The sequence below is a fragment of the Streptomyces apricus genome (genome assembly GCF_008369065.1).
GTDB classification, from domain to species: domain Bacteria; phylum Actinomycetota; class Actinomycetes; order Streptomycetales; family Streptomycetaceae; genus Streptomyces; species Streptomyces apricus.
On record NZ_VDFC01000085.1, the window covers coordinates 1,655 to 16,219 of the forward strand.

The window sequence follows — 14,565 nt, forward strand, 5'->3', positions numbered from 1 at the left end:
GTCCACGCCCCACCCGCACACGCCGGATCGCCGCACCCCTCACCGCGGGGCTGCTGGCCGCCGGCGCCCTCTCCCTGCCCGCCCAGCAGGCGCACGCCGCCGGCAGCGTCGTCCGGGTGACCGGCTCCCAGGGCGACTGGCAGCTGACCGTCGACGGCAGCCCCTACCAGGTCAAGGGCCTGACCTGGGGCCCGGCCGTGGCCGACGCCGAACGGTACATGCCCGACGTCCGGTCCATGGGCGTCAACACCCTCCGCACCTGGGGCACCGACGCCTCCAGCAAGGCCCTGTTCGACTCGGCGGCCGCCCACGGCATCAAGGTCGTCGCCGGGTTCTGGCTGCAGCCGGGCGGCGGCCCGGGCAGCGGCGGCTGCGTGAACTACCTGACCGACACCGCGTACAAGAACCAGATGCTCGACGAGTTCCCGAAGTGGGTCCAGACCTACAAGGACCACCCCGGGGTGCTGATGTGGAACGTCGGCAACGAGTCGGTGCTCGGCCTGCAGAACTGCTACGGCGGTGACGAGCTGGAACGGCAGCGCAACGCCTACACCACGTTCGTCAACGACATCACGAAGAAGATCCACGGCATCGACCCGAACCACCCGGTCACCTCCACCGACGCCTGGGTCGGGGCCTGGCCCTACTACAAGAGGAACGCCCCCGACCTCGACCTCTACGCCGTCAACGCCTACGACGCGGTGTGCGACGTCAGGTCGGCCTGGGAGCAGGGCGGTTACACCAAGCCGTACATCGTCACCGAGAGCGGCCCGCCGGGTGAGTGGGAGGTGCCCGACGACGCCAACGGCGTCCCCGAGGAGCCCACCGACCGGGCCAAGGCCGAGGGGTACACGAAGGCCTGGGACTGCGTCACCGGGCACCGGGGCGTCGCGCTCGGCGCCACGCTGTTCCACTACGGGACCGAGTACGACTTCGGCGGCATCTGGTTCAACCTGCTGCCCGCCGGCCAGAAGCGGCTGTCATACTACGCGGTGAAGCGCGCGTACGGCGCCGACACCTCGCGCGACAACACTCCCCCGGTGATCTCCGCCCTGTCCGTCGAGGGCGACGCGGCCAAGGTGCAGGCGGGACGTGACCTGACGCTGTCGGTCAGGGCGAGCGACCCGGACGGGGACGCGCTCTCGTACGAGGTCCTGGAGAACAGCATGTACGTCGACCAGAGCAAGCAGCTGACGCCGCGGCCGCACACCGACCTGGGCGGCGGCCGGCTGCGGGTCACCGCCCCGGACCGGCCCGGTGTCTGGAAGATCTACGTCAAGGTCACGGACGGCCGGGGCAACGTCGGCGTCGAGACGCGCTCGGTCCGGGTGGTGCCGCCGAGCGTGGACGGCACCAACCTCGCCCTGGGCAGGCCCGCGACGGCCTCCTCGTACCAGACGGGCGGCGGCGACTGCCCCTGCACCGCCGCGGGCGCCGTGGACGGCAGGAACGACACCCGGTGGGCCAGCGACTGGAGCGACCCGCAGTGGCTGCGCGTCGACCTCGGCACCCGCAGCACGTTCCGCCACGTCCAGCTGGTCTGGGAGACCTCGTACGCCAAGGCCTACACGATCCAGACGTCCGACGACGGCCAGACCTGGCGGACCGTGCGCCAGGTGACCGACGGCAACGGCGGGGTCGACGACTTCGACGTCTCCGGCACCGGCCGCTACGTCCGGGTCGAGGGCACCGCGCGCGGCACCGGATGGGGTTACTCCCTCTACGAGTTCGGCGTCTACAACTGAGCCGGGGGACGGTCGGCGGGACGGGCCCCACCGAGGACGATCTCGACCGGCTGCTGGAGAAGCTGACGCTGCGGGCCGCGGTCCGGCTGCTCAGCGGGGCGAGCACGTGGCGCACCGCGGCCGAACCGGCCGTCGGACTGCGGGAGATGGTGCTGTCGGACGGCCCGGCGGGGGTGCGCGGCGAAGCGTGGGACGAGCGCCGCACGGCGCTGCTGCTGCCGTCGGCGTCGGCGCTCGGCGCCATGTGGGACGACGGCCTGGTCGAGCGGCTCGGGGCGCTGCTGGCCGCCGAGGCGCGGCGCAAGGGCGTGGACGTGGTCCTCGCGCCCAACCTCAACCTGCACCGCAGCCCCCTGGCCGGGCGGCACTTCGAGTGCTTCTCCGAGGACCCCGAGCTCACCGGCCGGACCGGCGCCGCGCTGGTCCGCGGCATCCAGGGGCAGGGCGTGGCCGCCGCGGCCAAGCACTACGTCGCCAACGACTCCGAGACGGAGCGGCTCACCGTCGACGTGCGCGTCGGTGAGCGGGCCCTGCGGGAGGTGTACCTGGCCCCGTTCGAAGCCGCCGTCGAAGCGGGCGTGCTGGTCGTCATGGCCGGCTACAACGCGGTCGGCGGGCACACGATGAGCGCCAGTCCGCTGCTCTCGCGGCCGCTGAGGAGCGAATGGGGCTTCGACGGCCTCGTGGTCTCCGACTGGGGGGCCGTGCGGACCGCGCTCGACACCGCGCGGGCCGGTCTCGACCTCGCGATGCCGGGGCCCGAGGGCCTGTGGGGCGAGAACCTCGTCCGGGCCGTGGAGGACGGCGCCGTGCCGCGCGGGGCCGTGGACGACAAGGTGCGTCACCTGCTGCGGCTCGCCGCGCGCGTCGGAGCGCTCGGCGAACCGGGGGAACGCCGCAGGACGACGGCGGTACGCCCCCGCACCGCCCGGGCGCTGCTGCGCCGCGCGGCCGCCGCCGGCACGGTCCTGCTGGCCAACCGGGGCGCACTCCCGCTGGGGCGGGGGACACGGACGCTCGCCGTCGTCGGGGCGCACGCCGCCCGCACGCGGACGCAGGGCGGCGGCAGCGCCGGTGTCTTCCCGCAGCACGAGGTGTCCGTCCTGGAGGGGCTGAGGACCGCGCTGCGCGGCCGGGCCGACGTCGTCCACGTCCCGGGCCCGGCTCCCGAGGAGCCCGCCCCCGCGCTGGGCACGGACCTGTGCACGGACCCGCGGTCGGGCCGGCCCGGGGTCCTGCTGCGCGTGCTCGACGCGTCGGGGGCCGAACTGCACGCCGAACACCGTTCCACGGGAAGGCAGTTGGAGCCGCCCCTGCCCCCCGGCGCGCACACCGTGGAGATCAGCGCCCGGTTGCGGCCGCGGGTGACGGGGCCCTGGACGCTGGGCATCGCCGGCTTCGGCCGTATGCGGATCGGCCTGGACGGACACGACGTGCTGGACGGCGCATTCGCCAGGCACACGGACGACCCGGCACGCGTGCACGTGGATCCGCCGGTGCACAGCGCCGTCGCGCACCTGACGGCGGGGCGGCGGGTGCTGCTGGTGGCGCGGCGCGAACTCGCGCCCGGCACCGGCCGGGCGACGGTCGTCAGCGCGGCCCCGCCGCGCCCCGACGTCCGGGAGGCGCTCACCGCCGCGGCCCGGGCCGCCGCCGCGGCGGACGCGGCCGTCGTGGTGGTGGGGACCACCGCGCACAGCGAGTCGGAGGGGCACGACCGCCGCGACCTGGCGCTGGACGACACCCAGAACGCGCTGGTGCGCGCGGTGGCCGCCGCCAACCCCCGTACGGTGGCCGTCGTCAACAGCGGCGGACCGGTCGAGCTGCCGTGGCGCGACGAGGTCGGCGCCCTGCTGCTCGCGTGGTTCCCGGGGCAGGAGGGCGGCGCCGGCCTGGCCGACGTGCTCCTGGGACGGGCCGAACCGGGCGGGCGCCTGCCCACCACCTGGCCCACCGTGCTCGCCGACGCCCCGGTCAGCCGTACGCGACCGGTCGGGGGCAGGCTCGACTACGACGAGGGCCTGCACGTGGGCCACCGCGCCTGGCTGCACCGGCGCCGCACCCCCGCCTACTGGTTCGGCCATGGACTCGGCTACACGACCTGGGCCTACGAGGAACTGACCGGCCCACGCGAGGTCGCCGCGGGGCAGCCGTTCACGGTGCGCGTCAGGGTGCGGAACACGGGATCGCGCCCCGGCCGCGAGGTCGTCCAGGTCTATCTGGCACGGACCGGCGGCGCGGTGGAGTACCCGCACCGGTGGCTCGCGGGACACACCGCGGTCCGCGCGGAGCCCGGTGGGACGGTGACCGCCTCGGTGCACGTCCCCGCCCGGGCGCTGCGCCACTGGTCCGTCCAGGAGGGGGCGTGGCGTACGGAGCCGGGGCCGTGCCGGGTGCTGGCCGGCCGTTCGGCCGGTGACCTTCCGCTGGTCCTCGGGGTGGAGGTGCGGGCGGGTACCTGATCCACGGCTCCGGGAGAGCGCTCTATGCCGCTTCCGGCCGGTGCCGTTAGGGTGCGGGCATGAGCAGACAGGCCCCGACCCTGGAGGATGTGGCCCGGGAGGCGGGTGTCTCCCGTGCGACCGTCTCCCGCGTCGTCAACGGTGTCYGCAACGTCGACCCCACGATCCAGGAGACGGTCCGCCGGGCCATCAGCAGGACCGGCTACGCGCCCAACCGGGCGGCCAGGTCGCTGGTGACCCGGCGCGCCGAGACCGTGGCGCTCGTGGTCTCCGGCGCCGGTGACGTCTCGGACGAGGAGCAGAACGCGTTCGCCGCGCGGGCGCTGGCGGACCCGTTCTTCGGCCGGGTGGTGAGCGGGGTCGTGGGCCATCTGCGTCCGCGCTCGATGCACCCCGTGCTGATGTTCGCCGAGACCGCCGAGGCACGGCAGGAGGTCATCACGTACCTGCGCCAGGGCAGCGCGGACGGGGCCCTCGTGGTCTCGACGCACGCGGACGACCCCCTGCCGGGGCTGCTGGCCGACGCCGGGCTGCCCGCCGTGCTCTTCGCCCGGCCCGCCCGGCCCGTCGCGCTCAGCTACGTCGACCTCGCCCACCACGACGGCGGGCGCCTGGCGGCCGAGCACCTGCTGGCCCGGGGCTGCCGGCGGATCGTCACGGTGTCCGGACCGCTGGCCGTACCGGCCAGCCAGGAGCGGCTGACCGGGTTCCGCGACGCGCTGGCCCGCCACGGCCACGCGTACGTCCCGCTCGCCCAGGGAGGCTTCACCGTCGACAGCGGCATCGCGGCGATGACCGCACTGCTGGCCGAACACCCGGACGTCGACGGGGTGTTCGCGGCCAACGACCTGATGGCCCAGGGGATCTGCCAGGTGCTGCGGGAACGGGGGCGCCGGGTGCCGCAGGACGTCGCGGTGGTCGGGTTCGACGACTCCAGCGCGGCGCTCGCCAGCAGACCGCCGCTGACCACCGTGCGCCAGCCGGTCGAGGACATGGCGGCGGCGATGTGCCGGCTGCTCACCGAGCACATCCGGGACGCGCGCACCGAACCGACCTCGGTCGTCTTCGATCCCGAACTGGTGGTCCGGGAGTCGGCGTAGGACGCCCCCGCGGCTGAACAGCCGTCAGGCGCGAGCGAGTTCGGCCGCGCCGAAGGAGACGTCGAAACGGTCGCACCAGATGCTGACGCTGGTGTAGCGGGCGGGGTCGACGCCGTCGGGCAGGGCGTAGTTCTGGCTCCCCTTGTTGCCCTTGAGCCTGCCCAGGCTGACGTGCTCGCCGTCGTCGAAGACGTGCCAGCCGACCCTGCCCTCCTTCACGGGGGCGTCGGTCAGCAACACGCGCAGGTCCGGTCCGTTGCTGGTGTCGAGGTCCTCCAGCCGGACGACGTGGGAGCCGTCGGCCAGCCGCACCAGCTTCACGGTGCCCGACGTCGCGTGTTCGTGGCTGATCAGCTCACCGCTCGCCCGCGTCTGCGGCCCGGCCGGAGAGGGTGTCCCGGCCGGCGCGGAGGGCTTCCCGGCAGCCGTGGGCGGGGCGGACGTGGCCACGGCCCCGGGCAGCGCCTCCTGGACGGTCTCGTCCTGCCACAGCTTCCACGGCTGGAACCAGTACAGCCCGAAACCGACCCCGGCGACCGCCGCCACCAGCACCCCGACGGCCAACGGCCCGGTCAGTGCCTTCCGCACGCGCCTCATCCCCGCCCCACCCCTTGCCCGTCTGCCTGTTTGTCTGTCCGTCTGTCGGCACCCATTCAACGCGGCGCACCGCCGTCCGACGGCCCTCAGGAGATGACGGAATCCTTACGGCGCACTCCCGCCGGGCCGGTCCGAGGGGCGCGGCGGGAATGGCCGCTGGATCTTCGGGCATCCGAACTGCGTTGCAGATCAGATCAGTTGGAGGCAGACATGAGTGAGCGCACCTGGCGGATCGTCCCGGAGAGTCAGGCCCTGAGCATCGCCTACCTGCTCATCGGCGCCCTCCTGGCGTTCAACGCGGTGAACCAGCTGAGGGACGACATGGCCGTACTGCCCCTGATCTCCGGCCTCGCCGCCGTGGCGCTGGTGGTCACGGCCCTGATGGGCCTGGTCCACGCCCGCACCCACACCCGCACCGGGACGCGCTGACGTCGCACCGGCCGGTGCCGGCCGCCAGCCCGCGCCCTGGCGTCGGCCCGCGCCCTGCTGCCGCCCGGCGCGTCAGAGCCCGGCACCCGCGTGCGCCGGTCCGGCCTTGCGCACGTGCAGGACGTCGCCGTCCAGGGGCAGCGGTGTGCGGCCCGTCAGGACGAGGCCCGCGTCGGCGAACAGCCGGGCGTAGTGGTCGGCGCGCCGTTCGCGGCCGCCGACGTTGCACATCATGTGCAGGTCCCAGGCCGTGGCCAGCGAGGCCGAGCCGTCGGTGGGCAGGACGCGTTCGACGACGAGCAGGTCGGCGGTGTCGTGCATCGCGCGGGCGCAGTGGCGCAGGATCTCGCGGCAGCGGTCGTCGTCCCAGTCGTGCAGGACGCGGGACAGGATGTAGACGTCCCCGCCCGCGGGCACGTCCGCGAAGTCGCCCGCCCGGAAGGTACACCGCGCCGTGTGGCCGGCCGCGTCCAGGAGGCGACGGGCGGTCTCGACGGTGCGGGGGCGTTCGAGCAGGACGCCGTTCAGGCGGGGGTGCGCGGAGAGGATGCGGCCGAGCAGTTCCCCGTTGCCGCCCGCGACGTCGACGACGGTGGCCCCGTCGGCCGCCGAGGCGAGCACCGGGTGGTCGGGCAGCGGGTCGAACATCCGCGCCCCGGCGGCCATCGACCGGTCGAAGAGCTCGGCGAGTTCGGGATCGCGGGCGAAGTGGTCGAAGTGGTTCTCGCCGAAGCGCCGCTCGAAGGCGACCTCTCCGGTGCGCACGGTGTGCCCGAGTCCGGCGAAGGACTCGTAGAACGGTCCCCCGTACATCAGCGCCAGCGGCCGCATCGATCCTTCGGCGTCCGTGCGCAGCAGCCCGCCGACGTCCGTGAGGCGGAAGCCGTCACGGTCCTCGCGCACCACGCCGAGCATGGTGAGGTAGCGCAGCAGCACGGCCAGGTTCGGTGCGCGGACACCGGTGGCGCGCGCCAGTTCCGCGGGATCGGCGCCCCGCTCCCCGTCCATCGCGTCGGCCACCTCCAGCCGTGCGAACGCGGTCAGGGCCTGCGTGGTCCATGCTCCGGTCAGCAGGCGCAGCAGGGTCTCGGCGGGCTGCCGCGCGCGGTGCCCGTCGAGGTGGGCGGCGAGGACGTCGCGGTGGTCGCCGGGTGCGTACAACTCCACGCGTGTGTACGGGGACTTGGCGTCGGCGGGCGCGGTGAAGTAGAACACCGTGCCGTCCTCGTGCGGGTTGTGGCCGCCGCCGTCGGGGGTGGCGCCGTACTGCTCGAAGACCGCGCACAGGCCGCGCAGCACCAGGGGGTCGGGGGCCGGGACCTCGAAGGCCACGTGCGCCTCGTGCTGCCGTTCCCGCTCGTGGGCGGCGACCGCGCCGAGGTCCGAGCCCGGCGGCACGGTCAGCGCGAACACCTCGACCGTGCGCCGCGCTCCGTCCTGGCATTGCACCGTGGGGCGCAGGATGCCGACGTCGAGTTCCCGCGCACGCCGTGCGTGGCGCGCGGCGAGCCGCCGGCGCACGACGACGCTCGGCCGCGGCGGCGCGTCGGCGACGAGTCCGCACTCGGTGAGCATGGCGTCCAGCGCCGCCCGGGCGGGCGGGAAGACGAGCAGCGCCGCGTGCGAGAAGCGGCACCGCTCCACCAGGGACCGCAGCTCCGGGCCGTCCAGCCCGGGGAACAGCAGCGGGAGCAGGGTGGCGGTGTCCTGTTCCCTGACGAAGTCGGCCGTCGCGCGCAGGCGCGACGTGTCGCCCGGCGATGTGGTGATCACTGCGGGAGGTTCCCCGTTCAAGTGGGTTCGGGTGGGCGGTTCGGAGGCGGAGGGGTGCGGGACTACACGCCGACGTAGTGCTCGGCGAACCAGTCCTGGTGGCTGCGCGAGGTGCGCAGCGAGGCGAGCCGGGAGCGGCGCAGGGAGTTGTGGAACAGCGCTTCGCCGTCCGTGCCGGACGGGCCGTGCAGCAGCCCGATCATCCAGTGCGAGAACTCCTGCGCGCGCCAGATGTGCGTCAGGCAGCGCGCCGAGTACGCGTCGAGGCCCGTGCCGTCCCCGCGGGTGAGGGCGTCGGTCAGGGCCCGGGCGAGGAGGGCCGCTTCGAGGACGGCGAGGTTGGCGCCCTTGGCGGCGGACGGGCTGATCAGGCCGGCGGCGTCGCCCACCAGGAACAGCGCGCCGTGGCGCAGCGGTTCGAGCACGTCGGACTCCAGGTCGACGACGGAGCGCTGCACGACGGGCCCGCGGTGCAGCGGGCCGTACTCCCGCGTGCGCATCCGCAGTTCCAGCTCGTCCCAGATCCGCTCCTGCGTCCAGGCGCCGGCGGGCGTGCCGCGCTCGCACTGCAGGTAGTAGCGGGTGATCTCGGCGGKGCGGGCCATGTGCCCGGCGAACCCGCGCTCGTGCACCGCGTAGCCGACGGCATCGAGGCTGGGCGGCGCCTCGGCGAACAGGCCGAGCCAGGTCACACCGTGGTCGCGGTGGTGGCGGACCGTGCCGGTCGGCAGGGAGCGCCGGGCCGCGCCGTGGCGGCCGTCGCAGCCGGCCACGTACCGGGCCCGCCAGAGGCCGGGCCGCCCGTCGGCCTCGCGCACCCGCACCTCGGGCCGCTCGCTGTCGGCGTGGTGCACGGCCTCGGCCGCGGTGCCGAAGCGGATCCGTCCGCCGCGTTCCAGGTAGCGCGCCAGCAGGTCGGTCACCAACTGCTGCTGGGGGTAGACGGTGTGCGGCTCGCGCCGCCCGAGCGCCGCGTAGTCCAGCCGGAACCGGCCGTCCGCGGTACGGAACTCACAGGTGCCGTGGGTCCTGCCGTGCCGGTGCAGCCCCTCGGCGAGACCGTGCCGCTCCAGGGTCCGCACGGTGGCGGCGGCCAGGAACCCGGCGCGTGCCCGCGTCTGGACGTGCGCGCGCTCGGCCCGCTCCAGGATCACGCAGTCGATCCCCCGGTCCAGGAGGACGTTGCCGAGCACGAGCCCGGCCGGACCGGCTCCGAGGACGGCCACGTCGGTCGTACCGCCGTCCGGCCGCCGCCGGCTCTTCAGGTCTGTCACGGAAGGAGATCCTAGGGAGGCCGAAAACCGCGCTTCCGCAGATATCACCTGAATGCGCGACCAGAACGCAAAAACATCACCAGATCACGGAGAACGCGACCGTCGTGCGGCTCTGGCGCGGCGGCCCCCGGCTCCGGCGCGGTCGCCCGGATCTGATGCCGTCGCCCGGATCTGGCGAGAACGAGTGTTGCCATTCCGTTTCGGCGCGCGGAGCCTGTGTAGCGCGGGAGCGCTCCCACGCAGTCACGTCCCCCACCCCCACCTCCGAAAGGGGTACGCCGTGAGTTGTCATGATCACGACACAACCTCTCGCATGTCCCGCACCTCTCGCGCTTCTCTCCTCCTGAGCCTGCTCGCCGCCGTACTGCTGGGCCTGCTCCCCTGGAGCGGCCCGGCCGCCGCGCACGGCTCCGTGGTCGACCCGGCCTCGCGCAACTACGGCTGCTGGTCCGATGGGGCAGCGACTTCCAGAACCCGGCCATGGCCCAGCAGGACCCCATGTGCTGGCAGGCGTGGCAGGACGACCCGAACGCCATGTGGAACTGGAACGGCCTCTACCGCAACGGCTCCGCCGGCAACTTCGAGGCGGTCGTCCCCGACGGGCAGCTGTGCAGCGGGGGCCGGACCGAGGGCGGCCGCTACGACTCCCTGGACACCGTCGGCGCCTGGCGGACGACGGACATCGGCGGCACCTTCACCGTGAAGCTGTACGACCAGGCCAGCCACGGCGCCGACTACTTCCTGGTCTACGTCACCCGGCAGGGCTTCGACCCCGCCACCCAGCCGCTGACCTGGGACGACCTCCAACTGGTCGCGCGCACCGGCGCGTACGCCCCGAGCCAGAACTACTCGATCGGCGTCAGCACGTCGGGGCTGAGCGGACGGCACGTCGTGTACACGATCTGGCAGGCCTCGCACATGGACCAGACGTACTTCCTGTGCAGTGACGTGAACTTCCGCTGACACGGCCGCCGGTGCGGTCCGGGACCGGACGGGGCGGACAGGTGCCGGGCCGCCCGCCCCGGACCGCGCCGGTGATCGCCTATGTTGGCGCGCATGCAGTCATACACGATCGGCCAGGCCGCGCGTCTGCTCGGAGTGAGTCCGGACACCGCGCGGCGCTGGGCGGACGCGGGCCGGATGGTCACGCACCGGGACGAGGGCGGGCGGCGCCTCATCGACGGCAGGGACCTGGCCGCCTTCTCCGTCGAGCTCGCCAAGGGTGACGACGCGGAGGACGTCTCGTACACCTCCGTCCGCAACGCCTTCCCCGGCATCGTCACGGCCGTGAAGCTCGGTGACGTCGCCGCCCAGGTGGAGATCCAGGCGGGTCCGCACCGGCTGGTGTCCCTGCTGACGCGGGAGGCCGTGGAGGAGCTGGGCCTGGAGGTCGGGGTGGAGGCCACCGCCCGGGTGAAGTCGACCAATGTGCACATCGACCGGACCTGAGGGCGGCCCCGGGCCGGCGCCCCGGCCCCACGGCCACGGACGCTGTACGGACGCACATGCCACCCTCCCCCACGCCCTGCGCGGCTCGTGCCAAGCAACAGGAGACTTTCCCCTCGCATCTGCGGAAGTATCATCACCCTGTGCCGGGGTCGGCGCATGGCGTCCGCCGTGGGCGCCCGACCGCCCCGGCGACCTGGTGACCGGGCGGCCCCGCCCGGCCGCCGACCGAGGGAGTGGACCCGTGATGACCCGTACCGCACGCCGGCCCCGCCGTACCCTGCAGGTGGCCGGTGCGGGCACCGCCGCCCTGCTGGCGCTGAGCGCCTGTTCGTCGTCCGACGGCTCCTCGTCGTCGGAGCCGGACTCCTCCGCGTCCTCCGCGGGCGGACCCTCGGGCACGGTGACCGTGTTCGCCGCGGCCTCCCTCAAGGAGAGCTTCACGACGCTGGGCGAGAGGTTCGAGAAGGAACACCCCGGTACGAAGGTCACCTTCAGTTTCGGCGGCAGCGACTCGCTGGCCGCGAGCATCACGGGCGGCGCCCCGGCGGACGTGTTCGCTTCGGCCAGTCCCAAGACGATGAAGATCGTGACGGACGCCGGGGGCGCGGCGGGCACGCCCGCCACCTTCGTGCGCAACGAGCTGGAGATCGCCACCCTGCCGGGCAACCCCGACGACGTCACCTCCCTGAAGGACCTCACCGACCCGGGCCTCAAGGTCGTCCTGTGCGCCGAGGAGGTGCCCTGCGGCGCCGCCGCCCGCACGGCCCTCGACGCCGCGGACCTGAAGCTCACGCCCGTCTCCTACGAGCAGGACGTGAAGGCCGCCCTGACGAAGGTCGAGCTGAAGGAGGCCGACGCGGCCGTCGTCTACAAGACCGATGTGCACGCGGCGGGTGACAAGGTGGAGGGCGTGGAGTTCCCCGAGTCCGCCGACGCCGTCAACGACTACCCGATCGCGCGGCTGAAGGACGCCCGTAACGCCCGGGGCGCCGAGGCGTTCATCGAGCTGGTGCGGTCCACCGAGGGCCAGAAGGTCCTGACCGCGGCCGGGTTCCTCAAGCCGTGACCCCCACCGACGACCGGTCCGGGGCCGCGGTCCTCGCGGGCGGGCCTGCGCCGCGGTCCGTCCGCAAGGGCCGCGGCGGCCGGGGGGTGCCCCTGCCGCTGCTCGTGCCCGCGCTGATCGGCCTGGCGTTCCTGGTCGTGCCGCTGCTCGCCCTGCTCGTACGGGCCCCGTGGCGCAGTCTGCCCGACCTGCTGACCAGCGCCGAGGTGTGGCAGGCGCTGCGGCTGTCGCTGGTCTGCGCCACGGCGGCGACCGCAGTGAGCCTGGTCGTCGGCGTGCCGCTGGCCTGGCTGCTGGCCCGGGTCGAGTTCCCCGGGCGCGGACTCGTACGGGCGCTCGTCACGCTGCCCCTCGTCCTGCCGCCGGTGGTCGGCGGCGTGGCCCTGCTGATGGCGCTGGGCCGCAACGGCATCGTCGGGAAGTGGCTGGACGCGTGGTTCGGCGTCACGCTCCCCTTCACGACCGCGGGGGTCGTCGTCGCCGAGGCGTTCGTCGCGATGCCGTTCCTCGTCATCAGCGTCGAGGGCACCCTGCGCGCCGCCGATCCGCGCTACGAGGAGGCCGCCGCCACGCTCGGCGCCTCCCGCTTCACCGCGTTCCGCCGGGTCACGCTCCCGCTGATCGCGCCGGGCATCGCGGCCGGCGCGGTCCTGGCCTGGGCCCGGGCGCTGGGCGAGTTCGGGGCGACGATCACCTTCGCGGGCAACTTCCCGGGCAGTACCCAGACCATGCCGCTGGCCGTATACCTGGCCCTGCAGAGCGACCCGGAGGCCGCCGTCGCCCTGAGCCTGGTCCTGCTGGCCGTGTCCGTCGCGGTGCTGGCCGGCCTGCGCGACCGCTGGATGCGCGCGGCATGACCGACCTCCGCGGGAGCGCTCCCGCCCACCACGCCGCCGCCTCCGAGGAGGGGCTCGACGCTCACCTCGTCGTCGAGCGCGGCACCTTCCGGCTCGACGTGGCGCTGCGGGTCGCGCCGGGCGAGGTCGTCGCCCTGCTCGGCCCGAACGGCGCCGGCAAGACCACCGCGCTGCGCGCCCTGGCCGGGCTGACCCCGCTGACCGGCGGCCGGCTGCGGCTGGACGGCACGGCGCTGGAGCGCACGCCTCCGGAGTCCCGCCCGGTCGGCGTCGTCTTCCAGGACTACCTGCTCTTCCCGCACCTGAGCGCCCTGGACAACGTGGCCTTCGGGCCGCGCTGCCGGGGGGCGAGCAAGGCCGCGGCGAGGGCGACGGCTGCCGAGTGGCTCGACCGGCTGGGGCTGGCCGCCCACGCCGGGTCCAGGCCGCGCCGCCTCTCCGGCGGGCAGGCCCAGCGGGTCGCCGTGGCCCGCGCGCTCGCCACCCGCCCCCGGCTGCTCCTGCTCGACGAGCCGCTCGCCGCCCTGGACGCCCGGACCCGCCTGGAGGTACGGGCCCAGCTGCGCCGGCACCTCGCGGAGTTCGAGGCCGTCGCCGTCCTGGTCACGCACGATCCGCTGGACGCCATGGTGCTGGCCGACCGGCTGGTCGTCGTCGAGGACGGCCGGGTCGTCCAGGAGGGCGTCCCCTCCGACATCGCCCGCCACCCCCGTACCGACTACATCGCGCAGCTGGTCGGCCTGAACCTCTACCGGGGGGAGGCGCAGGGGCACGTGGTCCGCCTCGGCGCCGGTCCGTCCGTCACCACCACGGAGGCGCTGTCCGGGCCGGTCTTCGTGGCGTTCCCGCCGAGCTCCGTCACGCTGTACCGCGACCGTCCGACCGGAGTCAGCGCCCGCAACCTGTGGCGCTGCGAGGTCGTGGGCGTGGAGACCCACGGCGACCGGATCCGCGCCGACCTCACCGGGGAGCTGCCCCTGGTGGCGGACCTGACCACGGTCGGCGCCGCCGAGCTCGAACTGCACCCGGGCGCGACGGTCTGGGCCACCGTGAAGGCGACCCAGACCCACGCCTACCCGGTCTGAGCGCGCAGCGCGCCGCCGGGCGGCTTCAGCGCCCGGAATCGGGGCAGACGGGAGCAGGCACGCAGGAAAGACGTCATGAACCGCCCCTCCGGTGTCGGACGAGCGCCGGTGCCGCGGCGCGCGGCCCGCTCGCTCACGTGGACGAGGCAGGTGTCCGGGCGCGTACGCGGAAGGGGTGGGCCGGCGATGGCCGAGGACGAGCGGGGACGACGGGTCGTCGTCGGGGTGGACGGTTCTCCGGGCAGCCTGGCCGCCCTGCGCCGGGCGGCCGGCGAGGCCCGCCGCACCGGTGCCGAGCTGCTGGCCGTCCTCGCCTGGGAGCCGCCCGCCGGGGAGTTCGCCCACCGGCGCGGCGCGTTCCCGGCTCCGGTGGAGGAGCTGCGCCAGGAGGCCTGCGCGCGGCTCCTCACGGCCCTGCACACCGCCTTCGGCGACGCGGGGCCCGGTGTCCCGCTGCAGGGAATCGTCGCGCGGGGCGCCCCGGGGCGCGCCCTGGTGGAGAGCGCCGACCGGCCCGAGGACCTGCTGGTGATCGGCGCGGGCTGCCGCGGCAGGCTGCGGCGGGCCCTGTTCCCGTCCGTCGCCCGGTACTGCCTGGCGCACGCCGTCTGCCCCGTACTGGCCCTGCCGCCGTCGCCGCTGCGGGAGGACCTCGCCGCCCTGCGCCGCCGCGTCTCCCTGCGGCTGCCGCTGGACGCCCGGGAGCTGACGGAGGGCAGGTCCTGAGG

At 74.5% G+C, this 14,565-nt stretch carries 12 protein-coding genes and 1 pseudogene; 10 read left to right on the plus strand and 3 right to left on the minus strand.

Annotation, left to right across the window (positions count from 1 at the left end; genetic code table 11):
• The 3 genes from FGF04_RS36430 to FGF04_RS36440 all read left to right on the plus strand — a co-directional run.
• A partial coding sequence (locus tag FGF04_RS36430; RefSeq protein WP_149515793.1) for a discoidin domain-containing protein occupies positions 1–1,745 on the plus strand: 1,745 nt, incomplete at its 5' end.
• A complete protein-coding gene (locus tag FGF04_RS36435) occupies positions 1,706–4,207 on the plus strand; it encodes a glycoside hydrolase family 3 C-terminal domain-containing protein (protein WP_149515681.1) in 2,502 nt (833 codons plus the stop codon). The genes FGF04_RS36430 and FGF04_RS36435, both read left to right, overlap by 40 nt.
• 59 nt (positions 4,208–4,266) lie before the next feature.
• Positions 4,267–5,307 (plus strand): LacI family DNA-binding transcriptional regulator, encoded by a 1,041-nt coding sequence (locus FGF04_RS36440; protein WP_149515682.1) that lies wholly within the window; start codon positions 4,267–4,269, stop codon positions 5,305–5,307.
• 24 nt (positions 5,308–5,331) lie between these two features.
• Here the strand turns inward: FGF04_RS36440 and FGF04_RS36445 are convergent, their stop codons facing one another.
• Positions 5,332–5,904, minus strand: a complete 573-nt coding sequence (locus FGF04_RS36445; RefSeq protein ID WP_149515683.1) for a DM13 domain-containing protein — start codon at positions 5,902–5,904, stop codon at positions 5,332–5,334.
• Between the two features lie 210 nt (positions 5,905–6,114).
• On the opposite strand from FGF04_RS36445, the gene FGF04_RS36450 reads away from it, so the two are divergent.
• The gene (locus FGF04_RS36450; RefSeq protein ID WP_149515684.1) at positions 6,115–6,333 is read left to right on the plus strand and encodes a hypothetical protein; all 219 of its coding nucleotides are present in this window, start codon (positions 6,115–6,117) and stop codon (positions 6,331–6,333) included.
• A gap of 72 nt (positions 6,334–6,405) precedes the next feature.
• Here FGF04_RS36450 and FGF04_RS36455 read toward each other — a convergent pair whose 3' ends face one another.
• A complete protein-coding gene (locus FGF04_RS36455; RefSeq protein WP_149515685.1) occupies positions 6,406–8,106 on the minus strand; it encodes a methyltransferase in 1,701 nt (566 codons plus the stop codon).
• 62 nt (positions 8,107–8,168) lie between these two features.
• Positions 8,169–9,332, minus strand: a complete 1,164-nt coding sequence (locus FGF04_RS36460) for a 4-hydroxybenzoate 3-monooxygenase (protein ID WP_149515794.1) — start codon at positions 9,330–9,332, stop codon at positions 8,169–8,171.
• Between the two features lie 361 nt (positions 9,333–9,693).
• Here FGF04_RS36460 and FGF04_RS36465 point away from each other — a divergent pair.
• The 6 genes and pseudogenes from FGF04_RS36465 to FGF04_RS36490 all read left to right on the plus strand — a co-directional run bounded on the left by FGF04_RS36465 (position 9,694) and on the right by FGF04_RS36490 (position 14,563).
• Positions 9,694–10,343: pseudogene (locus tag FGF04_RS36465) on the plus strand (lytic polysaccharide monooxygenase auxiliary activity family 9 protein).
• Positions 10,344–10,436: 93 nt separating this feature from the next.
• Positions 10,437–10,829, plus strand: coding sequence for a TOBE domain-containing protein (locus tag FGF04_RS36470; RefSeq protein WP_149515686.1), 393 nt, complete (start codon positions 10,437–10,439; stop codon positions 10,827–10,829).
• Between the two features lie 244 nt (positions 10,830–11,073).
• Positions 11,074–11,895, plus strand: coding sequence for a molybdate ABC transporter substrate-binding protein (gene modA / locus FGF04_RS36475; protein WP_149515687.1), 822 nt, complete (start codon positions 11,074–11,076; stop codon positions 11,893–11,895).
• Entirely contained in the window at positions 11,892–12,752 is an 861-nt protein-coding gene (gene modB, locus FGF04_RS36480) for a molybdate ABC transporter permease subunit (protein WP_149515688.1), read from the plus strand. The genes modA and modB overlap by 4 nt, the downstream gene beginning before the upstream one ends.
• Positions 12,749–13,837: an ABC transporter ATP-binding protein gene (locus tag FGF04_RS36485; protein WP_149515689.1), complete on the plus strand. Its 1,089-nt coding sequence runs from the start codon at positions 12,749–12,751 to the stop codon at positions 13,835–13,837. Before modB ends, FGF04_RS36485 begins: the two co-directional genes overlap by 4 nt.
• A gap of 186 nt (positions 13,838–14,023) precedes the next feature.
• Entirely contained in the window at positions 14,024–14,563 is a 540-nt protein-coding gene (locus FGF04_RS36490; protein WP_149515690.1) for a universal stress protein, read from the plus strand.
• Positions 14,564–14,565 lie beyond the last annotated feature (2 nt).